Here is a 20985-nt window from a genome sequence, read left to right on the forward strand (position 1 = left end):
CTTTCGCCCAGGTCGGTTAATCTTTACAATAGCGCCGTCTCAACGGGGTGCGGAGAATAGGGCCGTGTGATAAGCCCGATTTTCCGCTGAGAGCACACCCGTCGAACCTGATCCGGTCAATACCGGCGGAGGGATTTGAGCCCAGCGAACCGGCGACGCCGCCTCGCCCCCTCAGATGCCCTTGCCCCCTTATTTTTCAGGAGTGCAACGTGGTCAAAAAATATCTGCCCTGCTTATTGCTGCTGTGCGCCGCGCCGGTGTTCGCCAAGCCGACGCTGACGGTATACACCTACGATTCCTTCGCCGCCGACTGGGGCCCTGGCCCGGCGGTGAAAAAAGCCTTCGAAGCCGAGTGCGACTGTGAACTGAAGTTCGTCGCGCTGGAAGACGGCGTCTCGCTGCTGAACCGCCTGCGCATGGAGGGCAAGAACAGCGCCGCCGACGTGGTACTGGGGTTGGACAACAACCTGTTGCAGGCGGCGCAGCAAACCGGCCTGTTCGCGCCGAGCGGCGTCGACACCGCCAAACTGACGGTGCCGGGCGGCTGGCAGGATACGACCTTCGTGCCTTACGACTACGGATACTTCGCCTTCGTCTACAACAAAGAAAAACTGAAGAACCCGCCAAAAAGCCTGCAGGAGCTGATCAGCAGCGATCGCAACTGGAAGGTGATTTACGAAGATCCGCGCACCAGCACGCCGGGCCTCGGCCTGCTGCTGTGGATGCAAAAAGTGTATGGCGACAAGGCGCCGGCCGCCTGGCAGCAGTTAGCGAAAAAGACCGTCACCGTTACCAAAGGCTGGAGCGAGGCCTACGGCCTGTTCCTGAAAGGCGAAGGCGATCTGGTGCTCAGCTACACCACCTCTCCCGCCTATCACCTGATCGCAGAGAAAAAAGATCTCTATGCCGCCGCCATGTTCAGCGAAGGTCACTACCTGCAGGTGGAAGTGGCGGGCAAGCTGAAGGCCGCCAAACAGCCTGAGCTGGCGGAGCGCTTCATGCAGTTCATGGTGACGCCGGCGTTCCAGAACACCATCCCGACCGGCAACTGGATGTATCCGGTGATCAACACCCCACTGCCCGTCGGCTTTGAGCAGATGAACGTACCGCATACCGCGCTGCAATACAGCGCCGAAGAGGTAGCCACACAACGCGGCGGTTGGATCCGGGCATGGCAAACCGCCGTCAGCCGTTGATCCCCCGCTGGCTCTGGCCGGGGCTGCTGGCCGCCGGCGTGATCCTGCTGGTCGCCGCGCTGGCGATGGGCTCGCTGTGGCGCCATGCGCCGGACAGCGACTGGCGCGGCCTGTGGCAGGACAGCTACCTGTGGCACGTGGTGCGCTTCACCTTCTGGCAGGCGCTGTTGTCGGCGCTGATTTCGGTGCTGCCCGCCGTTCTGCTGGCGCGTGCGCTCTATCGCCGCCGTTTCCCCGGCCGGCAGCTGCTGCTGCGGCTGTGCGCCATGACGCTGGTGCTACCGGTGCTGGTGGCAGTGTTCGGCCTGCTCAGCGTCTATGGGCGCCAGGGCTGGCTGGCGACGCTGTGCGGCTGGCTGGGCGTCGAATATGGCTTCTCGCCCTACGGGCTGCAGGGCATTCTGCTGGCGCACCTGTTCTTTAACCTGCCGCTGGCCACCCGCCTGTTGCTGCAGGCGCTGGAGAACATCCCGGTGGAGCAGCGCCAGCTGGCCGCCCAACTGGGTATGAGCGGCTGGCAGCAGTTCCGCTTCGTCGAATGGCCGGCGCTGCGCCGCCAGATCCTGCCGAGCGGCGCGTTGATTTTTATGCTGTGCTTCGCCAGCTTCGCCACCGTGCTGTCGCTGGGCGGCGGACCGCAGGCCACCACCATCGAACTGGCGATCTACCAGGCGCTGAGTTACGACTACGATCTGGGCCGCGCCGCCATGCTGGCGCTGATCCAGTTAAGCTGTTGTCTGGGGCTGGTGTTGATCAGCCAGCGCCTGAGCCAGGCGCTGCCGGTGGGCCATACCCACGCCCAACGCTGGCGCAACCCGGAAGACAGCCGGTGGCGACGCGTCGGCGATTTTCTGCTGATCGCCGCCGCGCTGCTCCTGCTGCTGCCGCCTCTGCTGGCGGTGATCGCCGACGGCGCCAATCAGGCCGTCGTCAGCGTGCTGCGCCAGCCGGTGCTGTGGCAGGCGCTGTTCACGTCGCTGCGCATCGCCCTCGGGGCCGGGCTGCTGTGCGTGGCGCTCACGATGATGCTGCTGTGGAGCAGCCGCGAGCTGAAGCTGCGGCAGCAGCTGCGCGGCGGCCAGGCGCTGGAGCTGAGCGGCATGGTGATCCTGGCGATGCCGGGCATCGTGCTGGCCACCGGCTTCTTCCTGCTGCTGAGCGATACGATCGGGCTGCCGCAGTCGCCCTATGCGCTGGTGATCCTCACCAATGCGCTGATGGCGGTACCCTATGCGCTGAAGGTGTTGGAAAACCCGATGCGCGACCTCGCCGAACGTTACAACCCGCTGTGCCTGTCGCTGGATATCCGCGGCTGGCAACGGCTGCGGCTGATCGAACTGCGCGCGCTGCGCCGCCCGCTGGCGCAGGCGCTGGCCTTCGCCTGCGTGCTGTCGATCGGCGATTTCGGCGTGGTCGCCTTGTTTGGCAACGAGCATTTCCGTACCCTGCCTTTTTACCTGTATCAGCAGATTGGCGCCTACCGTAGCAACGACGGGGCGGTGACCGCGCTGCTGTTGCTGCTGTTGTGCTTCCTGCTGTTTACCCTGATCGAACGCTTACCGGGGCGCCATGCTGACGCTTGAAAAACTGACCTATCTGTATGAACACCTGCCGATGCGCTTTGATCTGCGCATTCAGCCGGGCGAGCGCGTCGCGGTGCTCGGCCCCAGCGGCGCCGGTAAAAGCACCCTGCTGAGTTTGATCGCCGGTTTTCTGCCGGCGGCCAGCGGCCGGCTGCTGCTGAACGGCGAGGACCACACCGCCACGCCGCCGGCCAAACGGCCGGTGTCGATGCTGTTTCAGGAAAACAACCTGTTCGCGCACCTGACGGTGGCGCAGAACATCGGGCTGGGGTTGGATCCCGGTCTGCGCTTGACTGAACAGCAGCGCCAACAGCGGGCGCATATCGCCCGTCAGGTCGGCCTGGAGGAACACCTGGAGCGCCTGCCATCGCAGCTTTCCGGCGGTCAGCGTCAGCGCGCCGCGCTGGCGCGCTGTTTGATTCGCCAACGGCCGATCCTGTTGCTCGACGAGCCCTTCTCGGCGCTCGATCCGGCGCTGCGCAACGAGATGCTGCAGCTGCTGCAGACGGTGTGCGAACAGCGCAACCTGACGCTGCTGATGGTGTCGCATAACCTCGACGACGCCGCGCGCATCGCGCCGCGCACGCTGCTGGTGGTCGACGGGCGCATCTACTACGACGGCCCGACGCAGGCCCTGCTGGACGGCAGCGCGCCCGAAGCGCGCGTGCTGGGCATTTCGGGTAAAGCGTGATCTGACGCGCGTTTTTTATGCTGCGCCAATAAACCTGTTGTGCGAATTTTGCGCCTGTGTTTTTATAAAAACCTGACTTTTTTTACTGATGATAAGGTTCCCTGTGATCGCATCCTCGCTGACTTCGACCCTACTAGTTACCGCGCTACCAGCCGCGGTGGTCGTCGTGCGTGTGGTGGTGGTCGTCGGCAATGCGCCGTAGGGTCCGAATCAACGCATCGATTCCCAAACCCCGCCGGCGCAAACCGGGCGGGGTTTCTTGTTTTAGCACCCTGCCCAGCAAAGCTCACCGGCCTTGAGAAAGGACAGGAACATGGCAACTTCGGGCACGCCTCAACCGAGCACCCGCTTCACCGGCGCACAATTGATCGTTCATCTGCTGGAGCGTCAGGGCATCACCACCGTCGCCGGCATCCCCGGCGGCGCGGCGCTGCCGCTGTATGACGCGCTGAGCCAAAGCACCCGCATTCACCACGTGCTGGCGCGCCACGAACAGGGCGCGGGCTTTATGGCGCAGGGCATGGCGCGCGCCAACGGCAAAGCGGCGGTGTGCATCGCTTCCAGCGGGCCGGGTGCCACTAACCTGGTCACCGCCATCGCCGACGCCAAGCTCGACTCCATTCCACTGGTGTGCATCACCGGTCAGGTGCCCTCCTCGATGATCGGCACCGACGCCTTCCAGGAAGTGGACACCTACGGCATTTCCATCCCGATCACCAAGCACAACCATCTGGTGCGCGATATCCGCGAACTGCCGCAGGTGATCGGCGACGCGTTCCGCATCGCCGAATCCGGTCGCCCCGGCCCGGTCTGGATCGATGTGCCGAAAGACGTGCAAACCGCCACCATCACGCTGGAAGAGCTGCCGCCGATCGCCGTGCCGGACGCCGCTCCGAGCTTCGATCCGGCGCTGGTTTCGCAGGCCGCCGCGATGATCAATCAGGCGAAACGCCCGATCCTCTACCTGGGCGGCGGCATCATCTGCGCCGACGCTCACCACCAGGCGCTGGAACTGGCTGAGCGCGCCGGTCTGCCTACCACCATGACGCTGATGGCGCTGGGGGCGATGCCGGTGGAACACCCGCTGTCGCTGGGCATGCTGGGCATGCACGCGGCGCGCAGCACCAATTTCATTCTGCAGGAGGCCGATCTGCTGATCGTGCTGGGCGCGCGCTTCGACGATCGGGCAATCGGCAAAACCGAGCAGTTCTGCCCTAACGCCGCCATCATTCACGTGGATATCGACCGCGCCGAGCTGGGCAAGGTCAAACAGGCCAACGTGGCGATCCATGCCGACGTCGGCCAGGTACTGCAACAGCTGCTGCCGCAGATCGACACGCAGCCGCGCAGCGCGTGGCTGAACACGGTCAACGACCTGAAGCGCGAGTTCCCGTTCAACATGCCGAACGCCGACGATCCGCTGAGCCATTACGGCCTGGTGCTGGCCGCCGCGCGCTGCGTGGACGACAGCGCCATTATCACCACCGACGTGGGCCAGCATCAGATGTGGGTGGCGCAGGCCTATCCGCTGAGCCGGCCGCGCCAGTGGCTGACGTCGGGCGGCCTGGGCACCATGGGCTTCGGTCTGCCGGCGGCGATCGGTGCGGCGCTGGCGGAGCCCGAGCGTAAAGTGCTGTGCTTCTCCGGCGACGGTAGCCTGATGATGAACATTCAGGAAATGGCCACCGCGGTCGAACACGATCTGGACGTGAAAATCATTTTGATGAACAACCAGGCGCTGGGGCTGGTGCACCAGCAGCAAACCCTGTTCTACCAGCAGCGCATCTTCGCCGCCGCCTATCCGAAGCGCACCAACTTCCTGAAGATCGCCGCCGGATTCGGGCTGGATACCTGCGATCTGAACGCCGCGGAAGATCCGCAGGCCGCACTGGCCGAAGCGATCCAACGCCCGGGTCCTTGCCTAATCCACGCGCTGATCGACATCAACGAAAAAGTGTTCCCGATGGTGCCGCCGGGCGCCGCCAACATCGACATGATTGGAGAATAAGCCATGCTGCAACCACAAGATAAACCCCAGGTGATCCTGGAGCTGGCCGTGCGCAACCATCCCGGCGTCATGTCGCACGTTTGCGGGCTGTTCGCCCGCCGCGCGTTCAACGTCGAAGGCATTCTGTGTCTGCCGCTGAAGGACGGCCAGCAGAGCCGCATTTGGCTACTGGTCGCCGACGATCAGCGGCTGGAGCAAATGATAAGCCAGGTGGAAAAGCTGGAAGACGTGCTGCAGGTGAAGCGCCACAGCGAAGACGTGCGGGTATTTGAACAGCTGGAAGCGTTCTTCCAGTAAGGCAAACGGGGGCTTACGCCCCCGCAATCATTGCCCGGACAGCACCTGCCACAACAGGTGCCGATACACCGGCATCAGCGGCTGCTGGCTCAGCAGATAGCCAACCGCCAGCGCCGCCAGCCAACTCACGGCGCACACCACGCGCAGCCGCAGCGGCGTCAGCCAACGGCTCAGCCGATCGGCGTTGCGTTTGCCCTCACGCCACCAGCGCCAGCTCAGCCACACCGCCAGCCAGAGGGTGAGCGCCGCAGCGAGCAGCAGCCACTTGAACATCGCGCTGTTGGCGCCGGCGGGAATGTCGATCGCCACGCCCGCCAAAATGCCGGGGAAGAAATAGACCGGCGGCCAGGTCAGGCAGCCGATGATGTTCGGCAGCGCGAACTTGTACGGCGGCAGATCGAGCATGCCGGCCACCATCGGCACCAGCGGGCGCGTCGGGCCAACGAAGCGGCCGATCAGAACGGTCGCCATGCTGTGCTGGTGCAAGGCGTGTTCGGTTTTGTCGAGCAGCGCTTTGTTCTTCTTCAGGAACGACCAGCGGTGCAAAGGCCCCTTAAAGGCGCGGCCGACGAAATAGGAGATCCAGTCGCCGAGCAGGCAGCCGACGATCCCCGCCGCCCAGGCGTAGTAAAAGTCCACTTTGCCGCTGCCGATCAGCGCGCCGATGCTGGCCATCATCACCGTGCCGGGCAGCAGCAGCCCCACCAGCGCCAACGACTCGAGAAAAGCGACCAGCAGAACGACCATCAGGGTGAAAGCCAGGGACTGGGTGATCAAATCTTGTAAATAGGCTTCCATTACACCTCTGCAGATTATTCGGCCAAACGGGGCGGAGGATTTTCCAGTGCCGCCGCAGACGAGTCAATCGATGAATTGTATGCGTATTTGGCAGCGCCGTACGCCGATGGACAATGACTGTATAAAAACACATACTATAATTTATCTATATTAGCGCCAAAACCGACATCTCGCTGAATGTCGCGCACGCCGCCCGGCCGAAGACGAAGGGGTTATGACAGCACTGCAACAGGGTTTCCTGCTCACTCGCCACTGGCGCGACACGCCCGCCGGCACCGAGGTCGAATTTTGGCTGGCGACCGACGCAGGCCCGCGTCAACTGCGCCTGCCGCCGCAAACCTCGGTGGCGTTTATCCCCGCCGAACAAAGGCAGCGCGCGGAACTGCTGCTGCGTGAAGAACGGCAAGTCGAACTGAAACCGCTGGCACTGACGGATTTTCACCACCGCCCAATGCTGGGGTTGTACTGCCGCCAGCACCGTCAGCTCATCAAGCTGGAAAAGCTGCTGCGGGAAGGCGGCGTTGCGGTCTATGAAGCCGACGTTCGCCCGCCCGAGCGCTACCTGATGGAACGCTTCATCACCGCGCCGGTGTGGTTCAACGGCCAGGACAACGGCGATGGGCCGTTGCTCAGCGGCCAGATGAAGCCGGCGCCGGACTACCGCCCGACGCTCAGGCTGGTGTCGCTGGATATCGAAACCACCGCCCACGGCGAGCTTTACTCCATCGCGCTGGAAGGCTGTGGCCAGCGGCAGGTCTACATGTTGGGGCCGGCCAACGGCGGCGATGAGCCGCTGGATTTCGATTTGGAATACTGCGCCAGCCGCCCTCAGCTGCTGGAACGGTTGAACGCGTGGCTGGAGCGCCACGATCCCGACGCCATCATCGGCTGGAACCTGGTGCAGTTCGATCTGCGAGTACTGCAAAAGCACGCCGAACGCTACCAAATCCCGCTGCGGCTGGGGCGTGGCGGCAACCTGCTGGAGTGGCGCGAGCACGGCTTCAAGCAGAATCACTTTTTCGCCGCCGCCGCCGGCCGCCTGATCATCGACGGCATCGAGGCGCTGAAATCCGCCACCTGGAACTTTCCTTCCTTCAGCCTGGAATACGTTTCGCAGGCGCTGCTGGGCGAAGGCAAGGCGATCGACAACCCTTATCAGCGCATGGCGGAGATCGACCGACGCTTCGCCGAAGACAAGCCGGCGCTGGCCCGCTACAACCTGAAGGACTGCGAGCTGGTGACGCGCATCTTCGCCAAGGCCGATCTGCTCAACTTCCTGCTGGAGCGCGCCACCGTCACCGGGCTGGCGGCCGATCGCAGCGGCGGATCGGTGGCGGCCTTCAGCCACCTCTATATGCCGCGCATGCATCGCCTGGGCTTTGTCGCCCCCAACCTTGGCGAACAGCCGGAGGAGCACAGCCCCGGCGGCTTCGTGATGGACTCCCAGCCCGGCCTGTACGATTCGGTGCTGGTACTGGACTATAAAAGTCTGTACCCGTCGATCATCCGCACCTTCCTGATCGATCCGGTCGGGTTGGTGGAAGGCATGCGCCACCCCAGCGACGCCGATTCGGTGCCCGGCTTTCGCAACGCCCGTTTCTCGCGCAACAAACACTGCCTGCCGGCGATCGTCGAACAGATCTGGCAGGGGCGCGAGGCCGCCAAGCGCCAGCACAACAAGCCCCTGTCGCAGGCGTTGAAGATCATCATGAACGCGCTGTACGGCGTGCTGGGATCGAGCGGCTGCCGCTTCTTCGATCCGCGGCTGGCGTCGTCGATCACTCTGCGCGGCCACGAGATCATGCGCCAAACCCGCGAGCTGATCGAAGCCGATGGCTATCAGGTGATTTACGGCGACACCGACTCCACCTTCGTGTGGCTGAAACAGCCGCATGACGAGCAGCAGGCCGCGCAGATCGGCCGGGCGCTGGTGCAACGGGTCAACGCCTGGTGGCAGCAGCATCTGCAGCAGCAGTTCGGGCTGGAGAACGCGCTGGAGCTGGAGTTCGAAACCCACTATTCCCGCTTCCTGATGCCGACCATTCGCGGCGCCGAACAGGGCAGCAAGAAACGCTACGCCGGCCTGATCGCGCGTGCCGACGGCCAGGAAGAAATGGTGTACAAAGGCCTGGAAACGGTGCGCACCGACTGGACGCCGCTGGCGCAGGAGTTCCAGCAGCAGCTCTATCAGCGCATCTTCAAACGGCAACCCTACCAGGACTACGTGCGCGACTACGTCGGCAAAACCCTGAACGGCGACTTCGACGATCAGCTGGTGTACCGCAAACGGCTGCGCAGGAAACTCGACGACTATCAGCGCAACGTGCCGCCGCACGCCCGCGCCGCGCGCATCGCCGACGACTACAACCGCAGCCAGGGGCGGCCGCTGCAGTATCAGAACGGCGGCTGGATCAGCTATGTGATGACCGTCGCCGGGCCGGAACCACTGGAAACCCGCCATTCGCCCATCGACTATCAGCATTACCTCGAACGCCAGCTGCAACCGGTGGCAGACGCTATACTCCCTTTCTTGCACGACGATTTCACTACGCTGGTCACCGGGCAGATGGGGCTGTTTTGAGATTGCGCCAGGTTAAGAAAAATCATCCGGTTTTGCAGGTGACGAACGCGCCGCCTTCCATTACCATAGCGCCCTTCCCAAAACTGAACCACGCTTAGCCCTGCCGTCTCGCGACGTCTGCATGGCGTGAACGGCTATTGCCCGTCAAATTTAAAACAAACCGGGATTAGCAGACGTTCAGTACAGGTGCCGCGGCCCTTCCCGCCCGGTAACAAGACTTACTTACAAAGAATCGAGCCGACAATATATGCCTTTTACTCTTGGTCAACGCTGGATCAGCGATACGGAAAGCGAATTAGGACTGGGCACCGTCGTGGCGCTGGACGCGCGCATGGTTACCCTGCTTTTCCCCGCCACCGGTGAAAACCGCCTCTATGCCAGAAATGATTCGCCGATCACCCGCGTGATGTTCAACCCGGGCGATACCGTCAGCAGCCACGAGGGATGGCAGCTGCAGGTGGAAGAGGTGAAAGAGGAAAACGGTCTGTTGACCTATATCGGCACCCGCCAGGACACCCAGGAAGGCGGCGTGGCGATGCGCGAAGTGCTGCTGGACAGCAAGCTGACCTTCAGCAAACCGCAGGATCGCCTGTTCGCCGGCCAGATCGACCGCATGGACCGTTTCGCGCTGCGTTTCCGCGCGCGCAAATACCAGAGCGAGCAGTATCGGCTGCCGTTCGCCGGCCTGCGCGGCATGCGCGCCAGCCTGATCCCGCACCAGTTGCACATCGCCCATGAAGTCGGTCAGCGTCATGCGCCGCGCGTCCTGCTGGCAGACGAAGTCGGCCTCGGTAAAACCATCGAAGCCGGCATGATCATCCACCAGCAGTTGCTGGCGGGCCGCGCCGAACGCGTGTTGATCGTGGTGCCGGAAACGCTGCAGCACCAGTGGCTGGTGGAGATGATGCGCCGCTTCAACCTCTACTTCTCGCTGTTCGACGACAGCCGCTACGCCGAAGCCAAGCTCGACAGCAGCAACCCGTTCGAAACCGAACAGCTGGTGACCTGCTCGCTGGACTTCGTGCGCCGCAACAAGCAGCGCCTGGAAGAGCTGGCGGACGCCCAGTGGGATCTGCTGGTGGTCGACGAAGCGCACCACCTGGCCTGGAGCGAAGAAGCGCCGAGCCGCGAATATCAGGTGATCGAACAGCTGGCCGAGCATATCCCCGGCGTGCTGCTGCTGACCGCCACCCCGGAACAGCTGGGCCAACAGAGCCACTTTGCGCGCCTGCGCCTGCTCGATCCAAATCGTTTCCATGACTACGGCGAGTTCGTTGCCGAGCAGCAAAAATATCGCCCGGTGGCCGACGCCGTCACCCTGCTGCTGAGCGGTGAGCGCCTGACCGACGACAAATTGAACCTGCTGGGCGAGCTGATCGACGAGCAGGACATCGAACCGCTGCTCAAAGCCGCCAACAGCGAAGGTGACAACGCCGAGCAGGCGCGCCAAGAGCTGGTTTCCATGCTGATGGATCGCCACGGCACCAGCCGCGTGCTGTTCCGCAACACCCGTAACGGCGTGAAGGGCTTCCCGCACCGCAACCTGCACCAGATCAAGCTGCCGCTGCCGACCCAGTATCAGACCGCGATCAAAGTCTCCGGCATCATGGGCGCCAAGAAGTCCGTCGAAGCACGCGCGCGCGACATGCTGTACCCGGAGCAGATTTATCAGGAGTTCGAGGGCGAAAACGCCACCTGGTGGAACTTCGACCCGCGCGTCGAGTGGCTGCTGGACTACCTGCTGGCCAACCGTAACGAAAAAGTGCTGGTGATCTGCGCCAAGGCCGACACCGCGCTGCAGCTGGAGCAGGTACTGCGCGAGCGTGAAGCGATCCGCGCCGCCGTGTTCCACGAAGGGCTGTCGATCATCGAGCGCGACCGAGCCGCCGCCTACTTCGCCTCCGAAGAAGAAGGCGCACAGGTGCTGCTGTGTTCCGAGATCGGCTCCGAAGGCCGCAACTTCCAGTTCGCCAGCCAGCTGGTGATGTTCGATCTGCCGTTCAACCCGGATCTGCTGGAGCAGCGTATCGGCCGTCTGGATCGTATCGGTCAGATGCACGATATCCAAATCATGGTGCCTTACCTGGAGCACACCGCGCAGGCGGTGCTGGGCCGTTGGTTCCACGAGGGTCTGGATGCCTTCGAACACACCTGCCCGACCGGCCGCACCATCTACGACAGCTGCTACGAGCAGTTGATCGGCTATCTGGCCGCGCCGACCGAGCAGGAAGGCTTCGACGAATTCATCCATGCCTGCCGCCAGCAGCACGATCAGTTGAAAGCGCAGCTGGAACAGGGCCGCGACCGGCTGCTGGAGATGCACTCCAACGGCGGCGACAAGGCCCAGGCGCTGGCCGCCGCCATCGCCGAGCAGGATAACGACGTCAATCTGGTGGGCTTCGCGCTCAACCTGTTCGACATCGTCGGCATCAATCAGGAAGACCGCAGCGACAGCCTGATCGTGCTGACGCCGTCCGATCATATGCTGGTGCCGGACTTCCCTGGCCTGCCGCAGGACGGCTGCACCGTCACCTTCGACCGCGATCAGGCGCTGTCGCGCGAAGATGCGCAGTTCGTCAGCTGGGAACACCCGATCATCCGCAACGGCCTGGATCTGATCCTCTCCGGCGATACCGGCAGCTGCGCGGTGTCCCTGTTGAAAAACAAAGCGTTACCGGTTGGCACTCTGCTGGTTGAACTGGTGTACGTGGTGGAAGCCCAGGCGCCGAAGCACCTGCAGCTGACCCGCTTCCTGCCGCCGACGCCGATCCGCATGCTGATGGACCGCAAGGGCACCAACCTGGCGGCGCAGGTCGAGTTCGAAAGCTTCAACCGCCAGTTGAACGCGGTCAACCGCCACACCTCCAGCAAGCTGGTCAACGCCGTGCAGCAAGATGTGCACGCCATGCTGCAGCAGGCGGAAAGCCTGGTGGAAGCGCAGGCACGCACGCTTATCGAACAGGCGAAGCAAGAGGCGGACGACAAGCTGAGCGCCGAACTGGCGCGTCTGGAAGCGCTGAAGGCGGTCAACCCGAACATCCGCGACGACGAAGTCGAAACGCTGGAGTTCAACCGCCGTCAGGTGTTGGCTAACCTCAATGAAGCCGGCTGGCGCCTGGACGCCATTCGTCTGGTGGTGGTCACCCACCAGTAACCGGCGCGATGCGGGGAGACCACCGTCTCCCCGTTCGGCCCTTTTCGCGGAGCCAAGATGGAACCCTACAATCCCCCGCAGGACCCGCTGCACATCCTGTATCAGGATGAACACATCATGGTGGTCAACAAGCCGAGCGGCTTGCTGTCGGTGCCCGGCCGCGCGCCGGAAAACAAAGACAGCCTGATGACCCGCATTCAGGCCGATCACCCGGCCGCCGAATCGGTGCACCGGCTGGATATGGCCACCAGCGGGGTGATCGTGGTGGCGCTCAACAAGGCCGCCGAGCGTGAGTTGAAGCGTCAGTTTCGCGAACGCGAACCGAAGAAATCCTATATCGCCCGCGTTTGGGGGCATATGGCGCATGACGAAGGGTTGGTGGACTTGCCGCTGATCTGCGATTGGCCGAACCGGCCGCTGCAGAAGGTCTGTTTTGACACCGGCAAAGCGGCGCAAACGGAATATCGGGTGCTGTCGCGCGACGCCGACGGCAGCACCCGCGTGAAGCTAACGCCGATCACCGGCCGCTCGCATCAGCTGCGGGTGCACATGCTGGCGCTGGGACACCCGATCCTCGGCGACGGTTTCTATGCCCCGCCGGAAGCCAAAGCGATGGCGCCACGGCTGCAGCTGCACGCGCAGGAGCTGCGCATCACCCACCCCGCTTTCCAGACGCCGATGCACTTTCGCGCCGAGCCGGATTTCTGAGCCCATCACTCAGGGATACCCTAAATAATTCGAGTTGCAGGAAGGCGGCAACTAAGCGCAGCCCCGGGAGCGTACAAAAAGTACGTGACCGGGGTAAGCGCGGGCAGCCAACACACCTGCGGCTCGAAGTATGACGGGTATCGTTATTTAAAGCCTTTCTCGCGTTTGATCAGGTCGTACGCCGCCTGGATTTCCTGCGCTTTCTGCTTGGCCATTTCCATCATTTGCGGCGGCAAGCCTTTCGCCACCAGCTTATCCGGATGGTGTTCGCTCATCAGCTTGCGGTAGGCACGTTTGATGGTGGCGGCATCGTCGCTACTGCGCACGCCGAGCACCTTGCACGCATCGTCGAGCGTCGGGCCACGCTGAGCCTGCTGATAGCCGCCCTGCGAATACCCGCCCTGCTGACCGCCGCCGAACTGGCGCCCGCCCTCCATCATGCTGAGGAACTGATCGAACTGCGCCCGCGAAATGCCCAGTTCTTCGGCGATGACATACAGTACCTGACGTTCATTCGGGTGCAGCGACCCGTCGGCGAACGCCGCCTGAATCTGAATTTCCAGAAACATCCGAATCAAATCGAAGCGGCCGAAACAGATGCTGCGGAACTGCTGCAGCGTCTCACGCAGCGGGAACTGGCTCTGTTTGCCCTCGCGGAACGCCTGCTGCGCGGCGGTGCGCGCTTCGCCGTGCAGCTGCAGACGATCCATGAACAGGCTGGCGATCTGGATATCCGCCTCGGTGACGCGTCCTTTGGATTTGGTCAGGTGGCCCATGACCTGAAAAGTGGTGCGGAAAAACAGCGTTTGCCGCGTTTGCTGATCGGTGAAAAATCCCCGGCTGCGCTTGTTGCTGCGCGCCGTATCGATCATATGACCGATAATCAGCCCCAGAACTACACCCCAGAATCCCGCGCCAGACCAGATGGCAACGATGACGCCGAGCAGTTTTCCCCAATACTGCATATACTCCTCAATTATCATGCCGAAAGCCGCCCGCTCTCCTCCGTTTCAGGAAAGGGCGCAGGCGATTTTTCCTAGAATTTGGATTATCATACCTGTCATTTATCTTTGCGCCTAACGACGACGCAAGTAAACGGCTGGATTTAGCACTAGCGCAACGCAGATGAGTAATATAGTCTCTGACCGTTTGCCGGACATGACGCCTCTGATGACGGAACACCAAAACCGCGTATGAAAAAAAGTTTCCCAACACTGCTGGCCACGATGATTTGGACGGCACTCTACAGTCAGCATGCGCTGGCTGATCTGGCCGAGCAATGCATGCTTGGCGTTCCCGTTTACGACAAGCCTTTGGTCAGCGGCGATCCGAACAGCCAACCGGTGACCATCAATGCCGATGACTCGCGCGCCGACTACCCGAAAAGCGCCCTGTTCAGCGGCAACGTGCGCGTCGAGCAGGGCAATAGCACCCTGACCGCCAAAGAAGTTGAGCTGAACCAGACGGAAAAACCCGGCCAGACGGATCCGGTTCGCACCGTCACCGCCACCGGCGACGTGCACTACAGCGACAATCAGATCAAACTGAAAGGCCCGAAGGCCTGGTCGAACCTGAATACCAAAGATACCGACGTCTATGAAGGCGACTACCAGATGGTAGGCCGCCAGGGGCGCGGCGACGCCGACAAGATGAAAATGCGCGGCGCCAACCGCTACACCATCCTGGAAAACGGCACCTTTACCTCCTGTCTGCCGGGTGACGACAGCTGGAGCGTGGTCGGCTCCGAAGTGATCCACGATCGCGAAGAGCAGGTGGCGGAAATATGGAACGCCCGCTTCCGCATCGGTGGCGTGCCGGTGTTCTACAGCCCGTACCTGCAATTACCGGTCGGCGACAAGCGCCGCTCCGGCTTCCTGATCCCGAACGCCAAATACGGCAGCAACAACGGCTTCGAGTTCATGTTGCCGTACTACTGGAACATTGCGCCGAACTACGACGCCACCATCACGCCGCACTATATGTCCAAGCGCGGCCTGCAGTGGCAGACCGAGTTCCGTTATCTGGTGCAGCCGGGCCTCGGCCTGATGGAGTTCGACTGGCTGCCGGACGACAAGGAATACGGCAAAGATCATGACGACAACAAACGCTGGTTGTTCTACTGGAACCACAACGGCGTCATGGATCAGGTATGGCGCTTCAACGTCGACTACACCAAGGTCAGCGATTCCAAATACTTCACCGATCTTGACTCCAAATACGGTTCCACCACCGACGGCTACGCCACGCAGAAATTCAGCCTCGGCTACGCCAACGAGAACTGGAACGCCACGCTGAGCTCCAAGCAGTTCCAGATCTACGACGATACCGATCGTTCACAGTCGGACTCATATAAAGTTCAGCCGCAGCTGGACCTGAACTATTACAAGAACGACCTCGGCCCGTTCGACTTCCATATTTACGGCCAGGCGGCCAAGTTCACCAGCGTCAACCCGTACAGCCCGGACGCTACCCGTCTGCACATGGAGCCGACGCTGAGCCTGCCGCTCACCAACGGCTGGGCCAGCCTGAACACCGAGGCCAAGGTGATGGCGACCCACTACCAGCAGGATATTCCTGACGGTTTCGCCACCAACTACCAGAACCGCAAAGGCGCCGCTGCACCGGAACTTGATGACTCGGTCAACCGCGTATTGCCGCAGTTCAAGGTCGACGGCAAGCTGGTGTTCGAACGCCCGATGATCTGGGCCGAAGGCGCCACCCAGACGCTGGAGCCGCGCGTGCAGTACCTGTACGTACCGTACCGCGACCAGAGTAACATCTACACCTACGACACCACGCTGCTGCAGACCGACTACTCCGGCCTGTTCCGCGACCGCACCTACAGCGGCCTGGATCGCATCGCTTCGCAGAACCGCGTCTCTACCGGTTTGACCACCCGCATTTATGATGACGCACTGGTTGAACGTTTTAACGCTTCCGTAGGTCAAATCTACTACTTCAGCCGTTCCCGTACCGGTGACCGGATGACCGGTTATGACAACAACGACGACACCGGCAGCGTGGCCTGGGCCGGCGATACCTATTGGAAAATCGACGATCGTTGGGGCCTGCGCGGCGGCCTGCAGTACGACACCCGCCTGAACAGCATCTCGCTGGGCAACGGCGTGGTGGAATACCGCCAGGACAGCGAGCGCGTGGTGCAGTTGAACTACCGTTACGCCACGCCGGAATATATCCAGACGGCGCTGAACACCCGGCAGGTTCCGGCCTTCCAGGACGGCATCTCGCAGGTGGGCATCACCGGCAGCTGGCCGATCGCCGATCGTTGGGCGGTGGTCGGGGCGTATTATTACGACACCCGCGCCAAACAATCCGCCGATCAGCTGGTGGGGCTGAAGTACAACACCTGCTGCTGGGCGGTGACTCTGGGCTATGAGCGCAAGATCACCGACTGGAACAACAGCAACAATACCAGCGTTTACGACAACAGAGTTTCGTTCAACGTCGAACTGCGCGGCCTGAGCAGCGATCATAGTCTCGGCTCCGCAGAAATGCTGCGCTCCGGCATTCTGCCGTATCAGCGCGCATTCTGACGCTTTGCAACACTTTGAAAACGAGAACTTTCACCCGCATTTGCGGATTACATAATGGGAAATGTATGAAGAACTGGAGAACGCTTATTCTCGGATTGGTGGTTTGCGCCAATGCCGCGTTCGCAGCACCCCAAGAAGTGGATAAAGTCGCCGCCGTCGTGGATAACGGCGTGGTACTCGAAAGCGACGTCAACGGTCTGTTGCAGTCCGTGAAGCTCAACGCCCAGCAGGCCGGCCAACAGCTGCCGGACGACAAGACGCTGCGTCATCAGATCATCGAACGCCTGATCATGGATAACATCCAGCTGCAGATGGCCAAGAAAATGGGCATCACCGTGTCCGACGCCGATCTGGACAAGGCGATCGCCAACATCGCCGCGCAAAACAAGATGAGCGTCGATCAGCTGCGTAGCCGCCTGTCGTACGAAGGGTTGAACTACAACACCTACCGTTCGCAGATCCGTAAAGAGATGCTGATCTCCGAAGTGCGTAACAACGAAGTACGCCGCCGCGTCACCATCCTGCCGCAGGAAGTGGACTCGCTGGCGAAACAGGTGGGCGCGCAGAACGGCAGCGACACCGAAATGAACATCAGCCACATCCTGATCCCGCTGCCGGAGAACCCGTCGCAGCAGCAGGTCGACAAAGCCGAAGAGCTGGCCAAACGCCTGGTGGGTGAGATCAACAGCGGCGCCGACTTCGGCAAGCTGGCGATCACCTACTCCGCCGACTCTCAGGCGCTGAAAGGCGGCAACATGGGCTGGGGCAAACTGCAAGAGATCCCGACCCTGTTCGCGGAACGTCTGGTGAGCGCCAAGAAAGGCGACGTCGTCGGCCCAATCCGTTCCGGCGTCGGCTTCCACATCCTGAAAGTGAACGACATCCGCGGCGCGAGCCAGTCAGTGTCGGTCACCGAAGTGCACGCCCGTCACATCCTGCTGAAACCTTCAGTGGTGCTGACCGACGATCAGGCGCGCGCCAAACTGCAATCCGTGGCGGAAGCGATCAAGAGCGGCCGCGCCAAGTTTGCCGACGAAGCCAAACAGCTGTCGCAAGATCCGGGTTCTGCGATGCAGGGCGGCGATCTGGGCTGGGCTTCCCCGGACATCTACGATCCGGCCTTCCGCGATGCGTTGCTGAAGCTGAGCAAGGGTGAAATCAGCGCGCCGGTCCACTCCTCCTTCGGTTGGCACCTGATCCAGCTGCTGGATACCCGCCAGGTGGATAAGACCGACGCCGCGCAGAAAGATCGCGCTTACCGTATGCTGTTCAACCGTAAGTTCGCCGAAGAAGCGCAGACCTGGATGCAGGAACAGCGCGCCCAGGCTTACGTGAAGATCCTCGATGGCAGCGATGCACAGCAATAAACGCGTCGTCATTACCCCCGGCGAACCTGCCGGGGTTGGGCCGGATTTGGTGGCAGCGCTGGCGCAACAGGATTGGCCTGTTGAGCTGGTGGTGTGCGCCGATCCGGCCCTGCTGCTTGAACGCGCCAAGCGTTTGGGCCTGCCGCTGACGCTGCGCGACTACCAGCCGCAGCTACCGGCCGAAGCGCAACGCGCCGGCACGCTGACCGTGCTGCCGGTCCCGCTCGCTCACCCGGTTACCGCCGGTGAGTTGAACGTCGGCAACAGCGCCTATGTGGTGGAAACCCTGGCGCGCGCCTGCGACGGCTGCCTGAACGGCGAGTTCGCGGCGCTGATCACCGGCCCGGTGAACAAGGGCGTGATCAACGACGCCGGCGTGCCGTTTATCGGCCATACCGAATTCTTTGCCGATCGCAGCCGCTGCGATCGCGTGGTGATGATGCTCGCGACCGAAGAGCTGCGCGTGGCGCTGGCGACCACCCACCTGCCGCTGCTGGCGGTGCCGGGCGCCATCACGCAACAGAGCCTGTTCGAAGTCATCCGTATCCTCGACCACGATCTGAAAACCAAATTTGGCATCGCCCAGCCGCACATTTACGTTTGCGGTCTGAACCCCCACGCCGGGGAAGGCGGCCATATGGGGCACGAAGAGATAGATACCATCATCCCGGCGCTCGATGCGCTGCGCGCTGACGGCATCCATCTTGTCGGCCCGCTGCCGGCGGACACCCTGTTCCAGCCCAAATATCTGCAAGATGCCGATGCGGTGCTGGCGATGTATCACGATCAGGGGCTGCCGGTGCTAAAATACCAAGGGTTCGGCCGCGCGGTGAATATCACCCTCGGTTTGCCTTTCATACGCACCTCGGTCGACCACGGTACCGCTCTGGAACTGGCCGGCACCGGCACCGCCGATGTCGGCAGTTTCCAAACGGCCCTGAATCTCGCCATTAAAATGATAATTAATTGTAATGAATAACAGAGTCCACCAAGGGCACTTTGCCCGCAAACGCTTTGGACAAAACTTTTTAACCGATCAGTTTGTCATCGATAGCATTGTCTCCGCCATTCACCCGCAGCCGGGCGAAGCGGTGGTCGAGATCGGCCCCGGCCTCGGCGCGTTGACCGAGCCGGTCGGCGCACGCATGGACCGCATGACGGTGATCGAACTGGACCGCGATCTGGCCACCCGGCTGGAGAACCACCCGCGCCTGAAAGACAAGCTGACCATCCACCAGCAGGACGCCATGACGGTGAATTTCGCCGAACTGGCCGAGGAAGCTGGCCAACCGCTGCGCGTATTTGGTAACCTGCCGTACAATATTTCGACGCCGCTGATGTTCCACCTTTTCAGCTATACTCAGGCAATCCGCGACATGCACTTTATGTTGCAAAAAGAGGTGGTCAACCGTCTGGTGGCCGGCCCGAACAGCAAGGCCTACGGGCGTTTGACCGTGATGGCGCAGTACTACTGCAACGTCATTCCGGTGCTGGAAGTGCCGCCGACCGCGTTCGCACCGCCGCCGAAGGTCGATTCCGCCGTGGTGCGCCTGGTGCCGCACAGCGTGCTGCCGAACCCGGTGGGCGACGTGCGCATGCTGAGCCGCATCACTACGCAGGCCTTTAACCAGCGGCGGAAAACCATCCGCAACAGCCTGGGCGACCTGTTCACGCCGGAGCAGCTGACGGAGCTGGGCGTCGATCCTTCGCTCAGAGCAGAAAATATTTCTGTGGCGCAGTACTGTAAGCTGGCGAACTGGCTGTCAGCCAATCCGACGCCGCAGCAATAAGGAGTTGTTGTCATGATTGATTCGCCCCGCGTGTGTATTCAGGTTCAGAGCATCTATGTGGAATCACAGTCGATCCCTGAAGAAGAGCGTTACGTCTTCGCCTATACCATCACTATCCGCAATCTGGGGCGGACCGACGTGCAACTGCTGGGCCGTTACTGGCTGATCACCAACAGCAACGGCCGCCAAACCGAAGTTCAGGGCGAAGGCGTGATCGGCGAACAGCCCGTCATTCCGCCCGGCGGAGAGTTTCAGTATACCAGCGGCGCCATTCTGGAAACGCCGCTGGGCACCATGGAAGGCCATTACGAAATGGTGGACCATCAGGGTCAGCCATTCCGCACCGCTATTCCCGTGTTTCGCTTAGCCATTCCAACGCTGATCCATTAATTATGTCGACATACCTTATCGGCGACGTTCACGGTTGTTACGATGAACTGAAGTCGCTGCTGGCTCAGGCTGCTTTCGATCCCGAGCGCGATCGGCTGTGGCTGACCGGCGATCTGGTGGCGCGCGGCCCCGCCTCGCTGGACGTGCTGCGCTTCGTGCGCTCGCTCGGCCCGGCGGTGCGCATGGTGCTGGGCAACCACGATCTGCACCTGCTGGCGGTCTACGCCGGCATCAGCCGCAACAAACCCAAAGATCGCATCACCCCGCTGCTGGAAGCGCCGGACGCCGACGAGCTGATCAACTGGCTGCGTCGCCAGCCGGTGCTGCAGGTGGACGATGAGCAAAAGCTGGTGATGGCGCACGCCGGTATCACCCCGCAGTGGGATATCGACACCGCGAAAATGTGCGCGCGCGAAGTGGAAGCGGTATTGAGCAGCGACAGCTACCCGCTGTTTCTCGACGCCATGTACGGCGACATGCCGAACAACTGGTCGCCGGAGCTGAGCGGCCTGGCGCGCCTGCGTTTCAGCACCAATGCGTTCACGCGCATGCGCTACTGCTTCCCCAACGGCCAGCTCGACATGATCTGCAAAGATGCGCCGGGCACCGCGCCGGCGCCGCTGAAGCCGTGGTTCGAACTGCCGCGCCTGGTGGATCCGGAATACACCATCATTTTCGGCCACTGGGCCTCGCTGGAAGGCAAGGGCACGCCGGAGGGCGTGATCGGGCTGGATACCGGCTGCTGCTGGGGCGGCGATCTGACGATGCTGCGCTGGGAAGACCGTCGTTACTTCACGCAGCCCGCCAACCGTGGCGAGGCGCCTGACCACGCCGGCAGACTGGCCGCATCCTGAAAACATAAAGGCGG

General features: G+C 62.1%; 17 protein-coding genes and 1 riboswitch. Of the genes, 15 read left to right on the plus strand and 2 right to left on the minus strand.

Annotation, left to right across the window (positions count from 1 at the left end):
- Nucleotides 1–33 precede the first annotated feature (33 nt).
- Nucleotides 34–152, plus strand: a riboswitch (TPP riboswitch).
- A 57-nt stretch (nt 153–209) separates the two neighbouring features.
- The 6 genes from thiB to ilvN all read left to right on the plus strand — a co-directional run bounded on the left by thiB (nt 210) and on the right by ilvN (nt 5775).
- A complete protein-coding gene (thiB, locus tag FHU12_RS18225) occupies nt 210–1196 on the plus strand; it encodes a thiamine ABC transporter substrate binding subunit (RefSeq protein ID WP_141970992.1) in 987 nt (328 codons plus the stop codon).
- Nucleotides 1172–2779, plus strand: a complete 1608-nt coding sequence (gene thiP, locus FHU12_RS18230; protein ID WP_043135960.1) for a thiamine/thiamine pyrophosphate ABC transporter permease ThiP — start codon at nt 1172–1174, stop codon at nt 2777–2779. Before thiB ends, thiP begins: the two co-directional genes overlap by 25 nt.
- Nucleotides 2766–3470, plus strand: coding sequence for a thiamine ABC transporter ATP-binding protein ThiQ (gene thiQ / locus FHU12_RS18235; RefSeq protein ID WP_025301552.1), 705 nt, complete (start codon nt 2766–2768; stop codon nt 3468–3470). The genes thiP and thiQ overlap by 14 nt, the downstream gene beginning before the upstream one ends.
- Nucleotides 3471–3558: 88 nt before the next feature.
- A complete protein-coding gene (gene ivbL, locus FHU12_RS18240; protein WP_154747116.1) occupies nt 3559–3672 on the plus strand; it encodes an ilvB operon leader peptide IvbL in 114 nt (37 codons plus the stop codon).
- A 111-nt stretch (nt 3673–3783) separates the two neighbouring features.
- Nucleotides 3784–5478, plus strand: a complete 1695-nt coding sequence (gene ilvB, locus FHU12_RS18245; protein WP_141970994.1) for an acetolactate synthase large subunit — start codon at nt 3784–3786, stop codon at nt 5476–5478.
- Between the two features lie 3 nt (nt 5479–5481).
- On the plus strand, nt 5482–5775 hold the full coding sequence (gene ilvN, locus FHU12_RS18250) for an acetolactate synthase small subunit (protein WP_016929110.1): 294 nt from the start codon (nt 5482–5484) through the stop codon (nt 5773–5775).
- A 27-nt stretch (nt 5776–5802) separates the two neighbouring features.
- Here ilvN and FHU12_RS18255 read toward each other — a convergent pair whose 3' ends face one another.
- Complete coding sequence (locus FHU12_RS18255; protein WP_126179554.1) at nt 5803–6573, minus strand: DedA family protein; 771 nt, start codon at nt 6571–6573, stop codon at nt 5803–5805.
- A 214-nt stretch (nt 6574–6787) separates the two neighbouring features.
- Between FHU12_RS18255 and FHU12_RS18260 the strand changes: the two genes are divergently transcribed.
- From FHU12_RS18260 to rluA, 3 genes are all read left to right on the plus strand, one after another.
- A complete protein-coding gene (locus FHU12_RS18260) occupies nt 6788–9154 on the plus strand; it encodes a DNA polymerase II (protein WP_141970996.1) in 2367 nt (788 codons plus the stop codon).
- Nucleotides 9155–9401: 247 nt separating this feature from the next.
- On the plus strand, nt 9402–12308 hold the full coding sequence (gene rapA / locus FHU12_RS18265) for an RNA polymerase-associated protein RapA (protein WP_141970998.1): 2907 nt from the start codon (nt 9402–9404) through the stop codon (nt 12306–12308).
- A gap of 57 nt (nt 12309–12365) precedes the next feature.
- Entirely contained in the window at nt 12366–13016 is a 651-nt protein-coding gene (rluA, locus tag FHU12_RS18270; protein WP_043135978.1) for a bifunctional tRNA pseudouridine(32) synthase/23S rRNA pseudouridine(746) synthase RluA, read from the plus strand.
- Between the two features lie 143 nt (nt 13017–13159).
- Here the strand turns inward: rluA and djlA are convergent, their stop codons facing one another.
- Complete coding sequence (gene djlA / locus FHU12_RS18275; RefSeq protein WP_015376627.1) at nt 13160–13981, minus strand: co-chaperone DjlA; 822 nt, start codon at nt 13979–13981, stop codon at nt 13160–13162.
- Between the two features lie 228 nt (nt 13982–14209).
- Here djlA and lptD point away from each other — a divergent pair, with 228 nt between their 5' ends.
- From lptD to apaH, 6 genes are all read left to right on the plus strand, one after another.
- A complete protein-coding gene (gene lptD, locus FHU12_RS18280; RefSeq protein ID WP_141971000.1) occupies nt 14210–16570 on the plus strand; it encodes an LPS assembly protein LptD in 2361 nt (786 codons plus the stop codon).
- A 65-nt stretch (nt 16571–16635) separates the two neighbouring features.
- Entirely contained in the window at nt 16636–17937 is a 1302-nt protein-coding gene (gene surA, locus FHU12_RS18285; protein ID WP_048232625.1) for a peptidylprolyl isomerase SurA, read from the plus strand.
- Nucleotides 17924–18916, plus strand: coding sequence for a 4-hydroxythreonine-4-phosphate dehydrogenase PdxA (gene pdxA, locus FHU12_RS18290; RefSeq protein ID WP_141973025.1), 993 nt, complete (start codon nt 17924–17926; stop codon nt 18914–18916). The genes surA and pdxA overlap by 14 nt, the downstream gene beginning before the upstream one ends.
- On the plus strand, nt 18909–19727 hold the full coding sequence (gene rsmA, locus FHU12_RS18295) for a 16S rRNA (adenine(1518)-N(6)/adenine(1519)-N(6))-dimethyltransferase RsmA (protein ID WP_060422426.1): 819 nt from the start codon (nt 18909–18911) through the stop codon (nt 19725–19727). The genes pdxA and rsmA overlap by 8 nt, the downstream gene beginning before the upstream one ends.
- A 12-nt stretch (nt 19728–19739) precedes the next feature.
- The gene (gene apaG / locus FHU12_RS18300) at nt 19740–20117 is read left to right on the plus strand and encodes a Co2+/Mg2+ efflux facilitator ApaG/CorD (protein ID WP_016929119.1); all 378 of its coding nucleotides are present in this window, start codon (nt 19740–19742) and stop codon (nt 20115–20117) included.
- A gap of 2 nt (nt 20118–20119) precedes the next feature.
- Entirely contained in the window at nt 20120–20971 is an 852-nt protein-coding gene (gene apaH, locus FHU12_RS18305; RefSeq protein WP_141971002.1) for a bis(5'-nucleosyl)-tetraphosphatase (symmetrical) ApaH, read from the plus strand.
- Nucleotides 20972–20985: the final 14 nt, after the last annotated feature.

The organism is Serratia marcescens, from assembly GCF_006715005.1.
Lineage (GTDB): Bacteria > Pseudomonadota > Gammaproteobacteria > Enterobacterales > Enterobacteriaceae > Serratia > Serratia montpellierensis.

What these genes read in the sequence shown, in the direction of transcription:
- thiP (WP_043135960.1), top strand. Translation starts at nt 1,172, where the DNA reads ATGGCAAACCGCCGTCAGCCGTTGATCCCCCGCTGGCTCTGGCCGGGG.
- thiQ (WP_025301552.1), top strand. Translation starts at nt 2,766, where the DNA reads ATGCTGACGCTTGAAAAACTGACCTATCTGTATGAACACCTGCCGATG.
- ivbL (WP_154747116.1), top strand. Translation starts at nt 3,559, where the DNA reads ATGATAAGGTTCCCTGTGATCGCATCCTCGCTGACTTCGACCCTACTA.
- ilvB (WP_141970994.1), top strand. Translation starts at nt 3,784, where the DNA reads ATGGCAACTTCGGGCACGCCTCAACCGAGCACCCGCTTCACCGGCGCA.
- ilvN (WP_016929110.1), top strand. Translation starts at nt 5,482, where the DNA reads ATGCTGCAACCACAAGATAAACCCCAGGTGATCCTGGAGCTGGCCGTG.
- FHU12_RS18255 (WP_126179554.1), bottom strand. Translation starts at nt 6,573, where the DNA reads ATGGAAGCCTATTTACAAGATTTGATCACCCAGTCCCTGGCTTTCACC.
- FHU12_RS18260 (WP_141970996.1), top strand. Translation starts at nt 6,788, where the DNA reads ATGACAGCACTGCAACAGGGTTTCCTGCTCACTCGCCACTGGCGCGAC.
- rapA (WP_141970998.1), top strand. Translation starts at nt 9,402, where the DNA reads ATGCCTTTTACTCTTGGTCAACGCTGGATCAGCGATACGGAAAGCGAA.
- rluA (WP_043135978.1), top strand. Translation starts at nt 12,366, where the DNA reads ATGGAACCCTACAATCCCCCGCAGGACCCGCTGCACATCCTGTATCAG.
- djlA (WP_015376627.1), bottom strand. Translation starts at nt 13,981, where the DNA reads ATGCAGTATTGGGGAAAACTGCTCGGCGTCATCGTTGCCATCTGGTCT.
- lptD (WP_141971000.1), top strand. Translation starts at nt 14,210, where the DNA reads ATGAAAAAAAGTTTCCCAACACTGCTGGCCACGATGATTTGGACGGCA.
- surA (WP_048232625.1), top strand. Translation starts at nt 16,636, where the DNA reads ATGAAGAACTGGAGAACGCTTATTCTCGGATTGGTGGTTTGCGCCAAT.
- pdxA (WP_141973025.1), top strand. Translation starts at nt 17,924, where the DNA reads ATGCACAGCAATAAACGCGTCGTCATTACCCCCGGCGAACCTGCCGGG.
- rsmA (WP_060422426.1), top strand. Translation starts at nt 18,909, where the DNA reads ATGAATAACAGAGTCCACCAAGGGCACTTTGCCCGCAAACGCTTTGGA.
- apaG (WP_016929119.1), top strand. Translation starts at nt 19,740, where the DNA reads ATGATTGATTCGCCCCGCGTGTGTATTCAGGTTCAGAGCATCTATGTG.
- apaH (WP_141971002.1), top strand. Translation starts at nt 20,120, where the DNA reads ATGTCGACATACCTTATCGGCGACGTTCACGGTTGTTACGATGAACTG.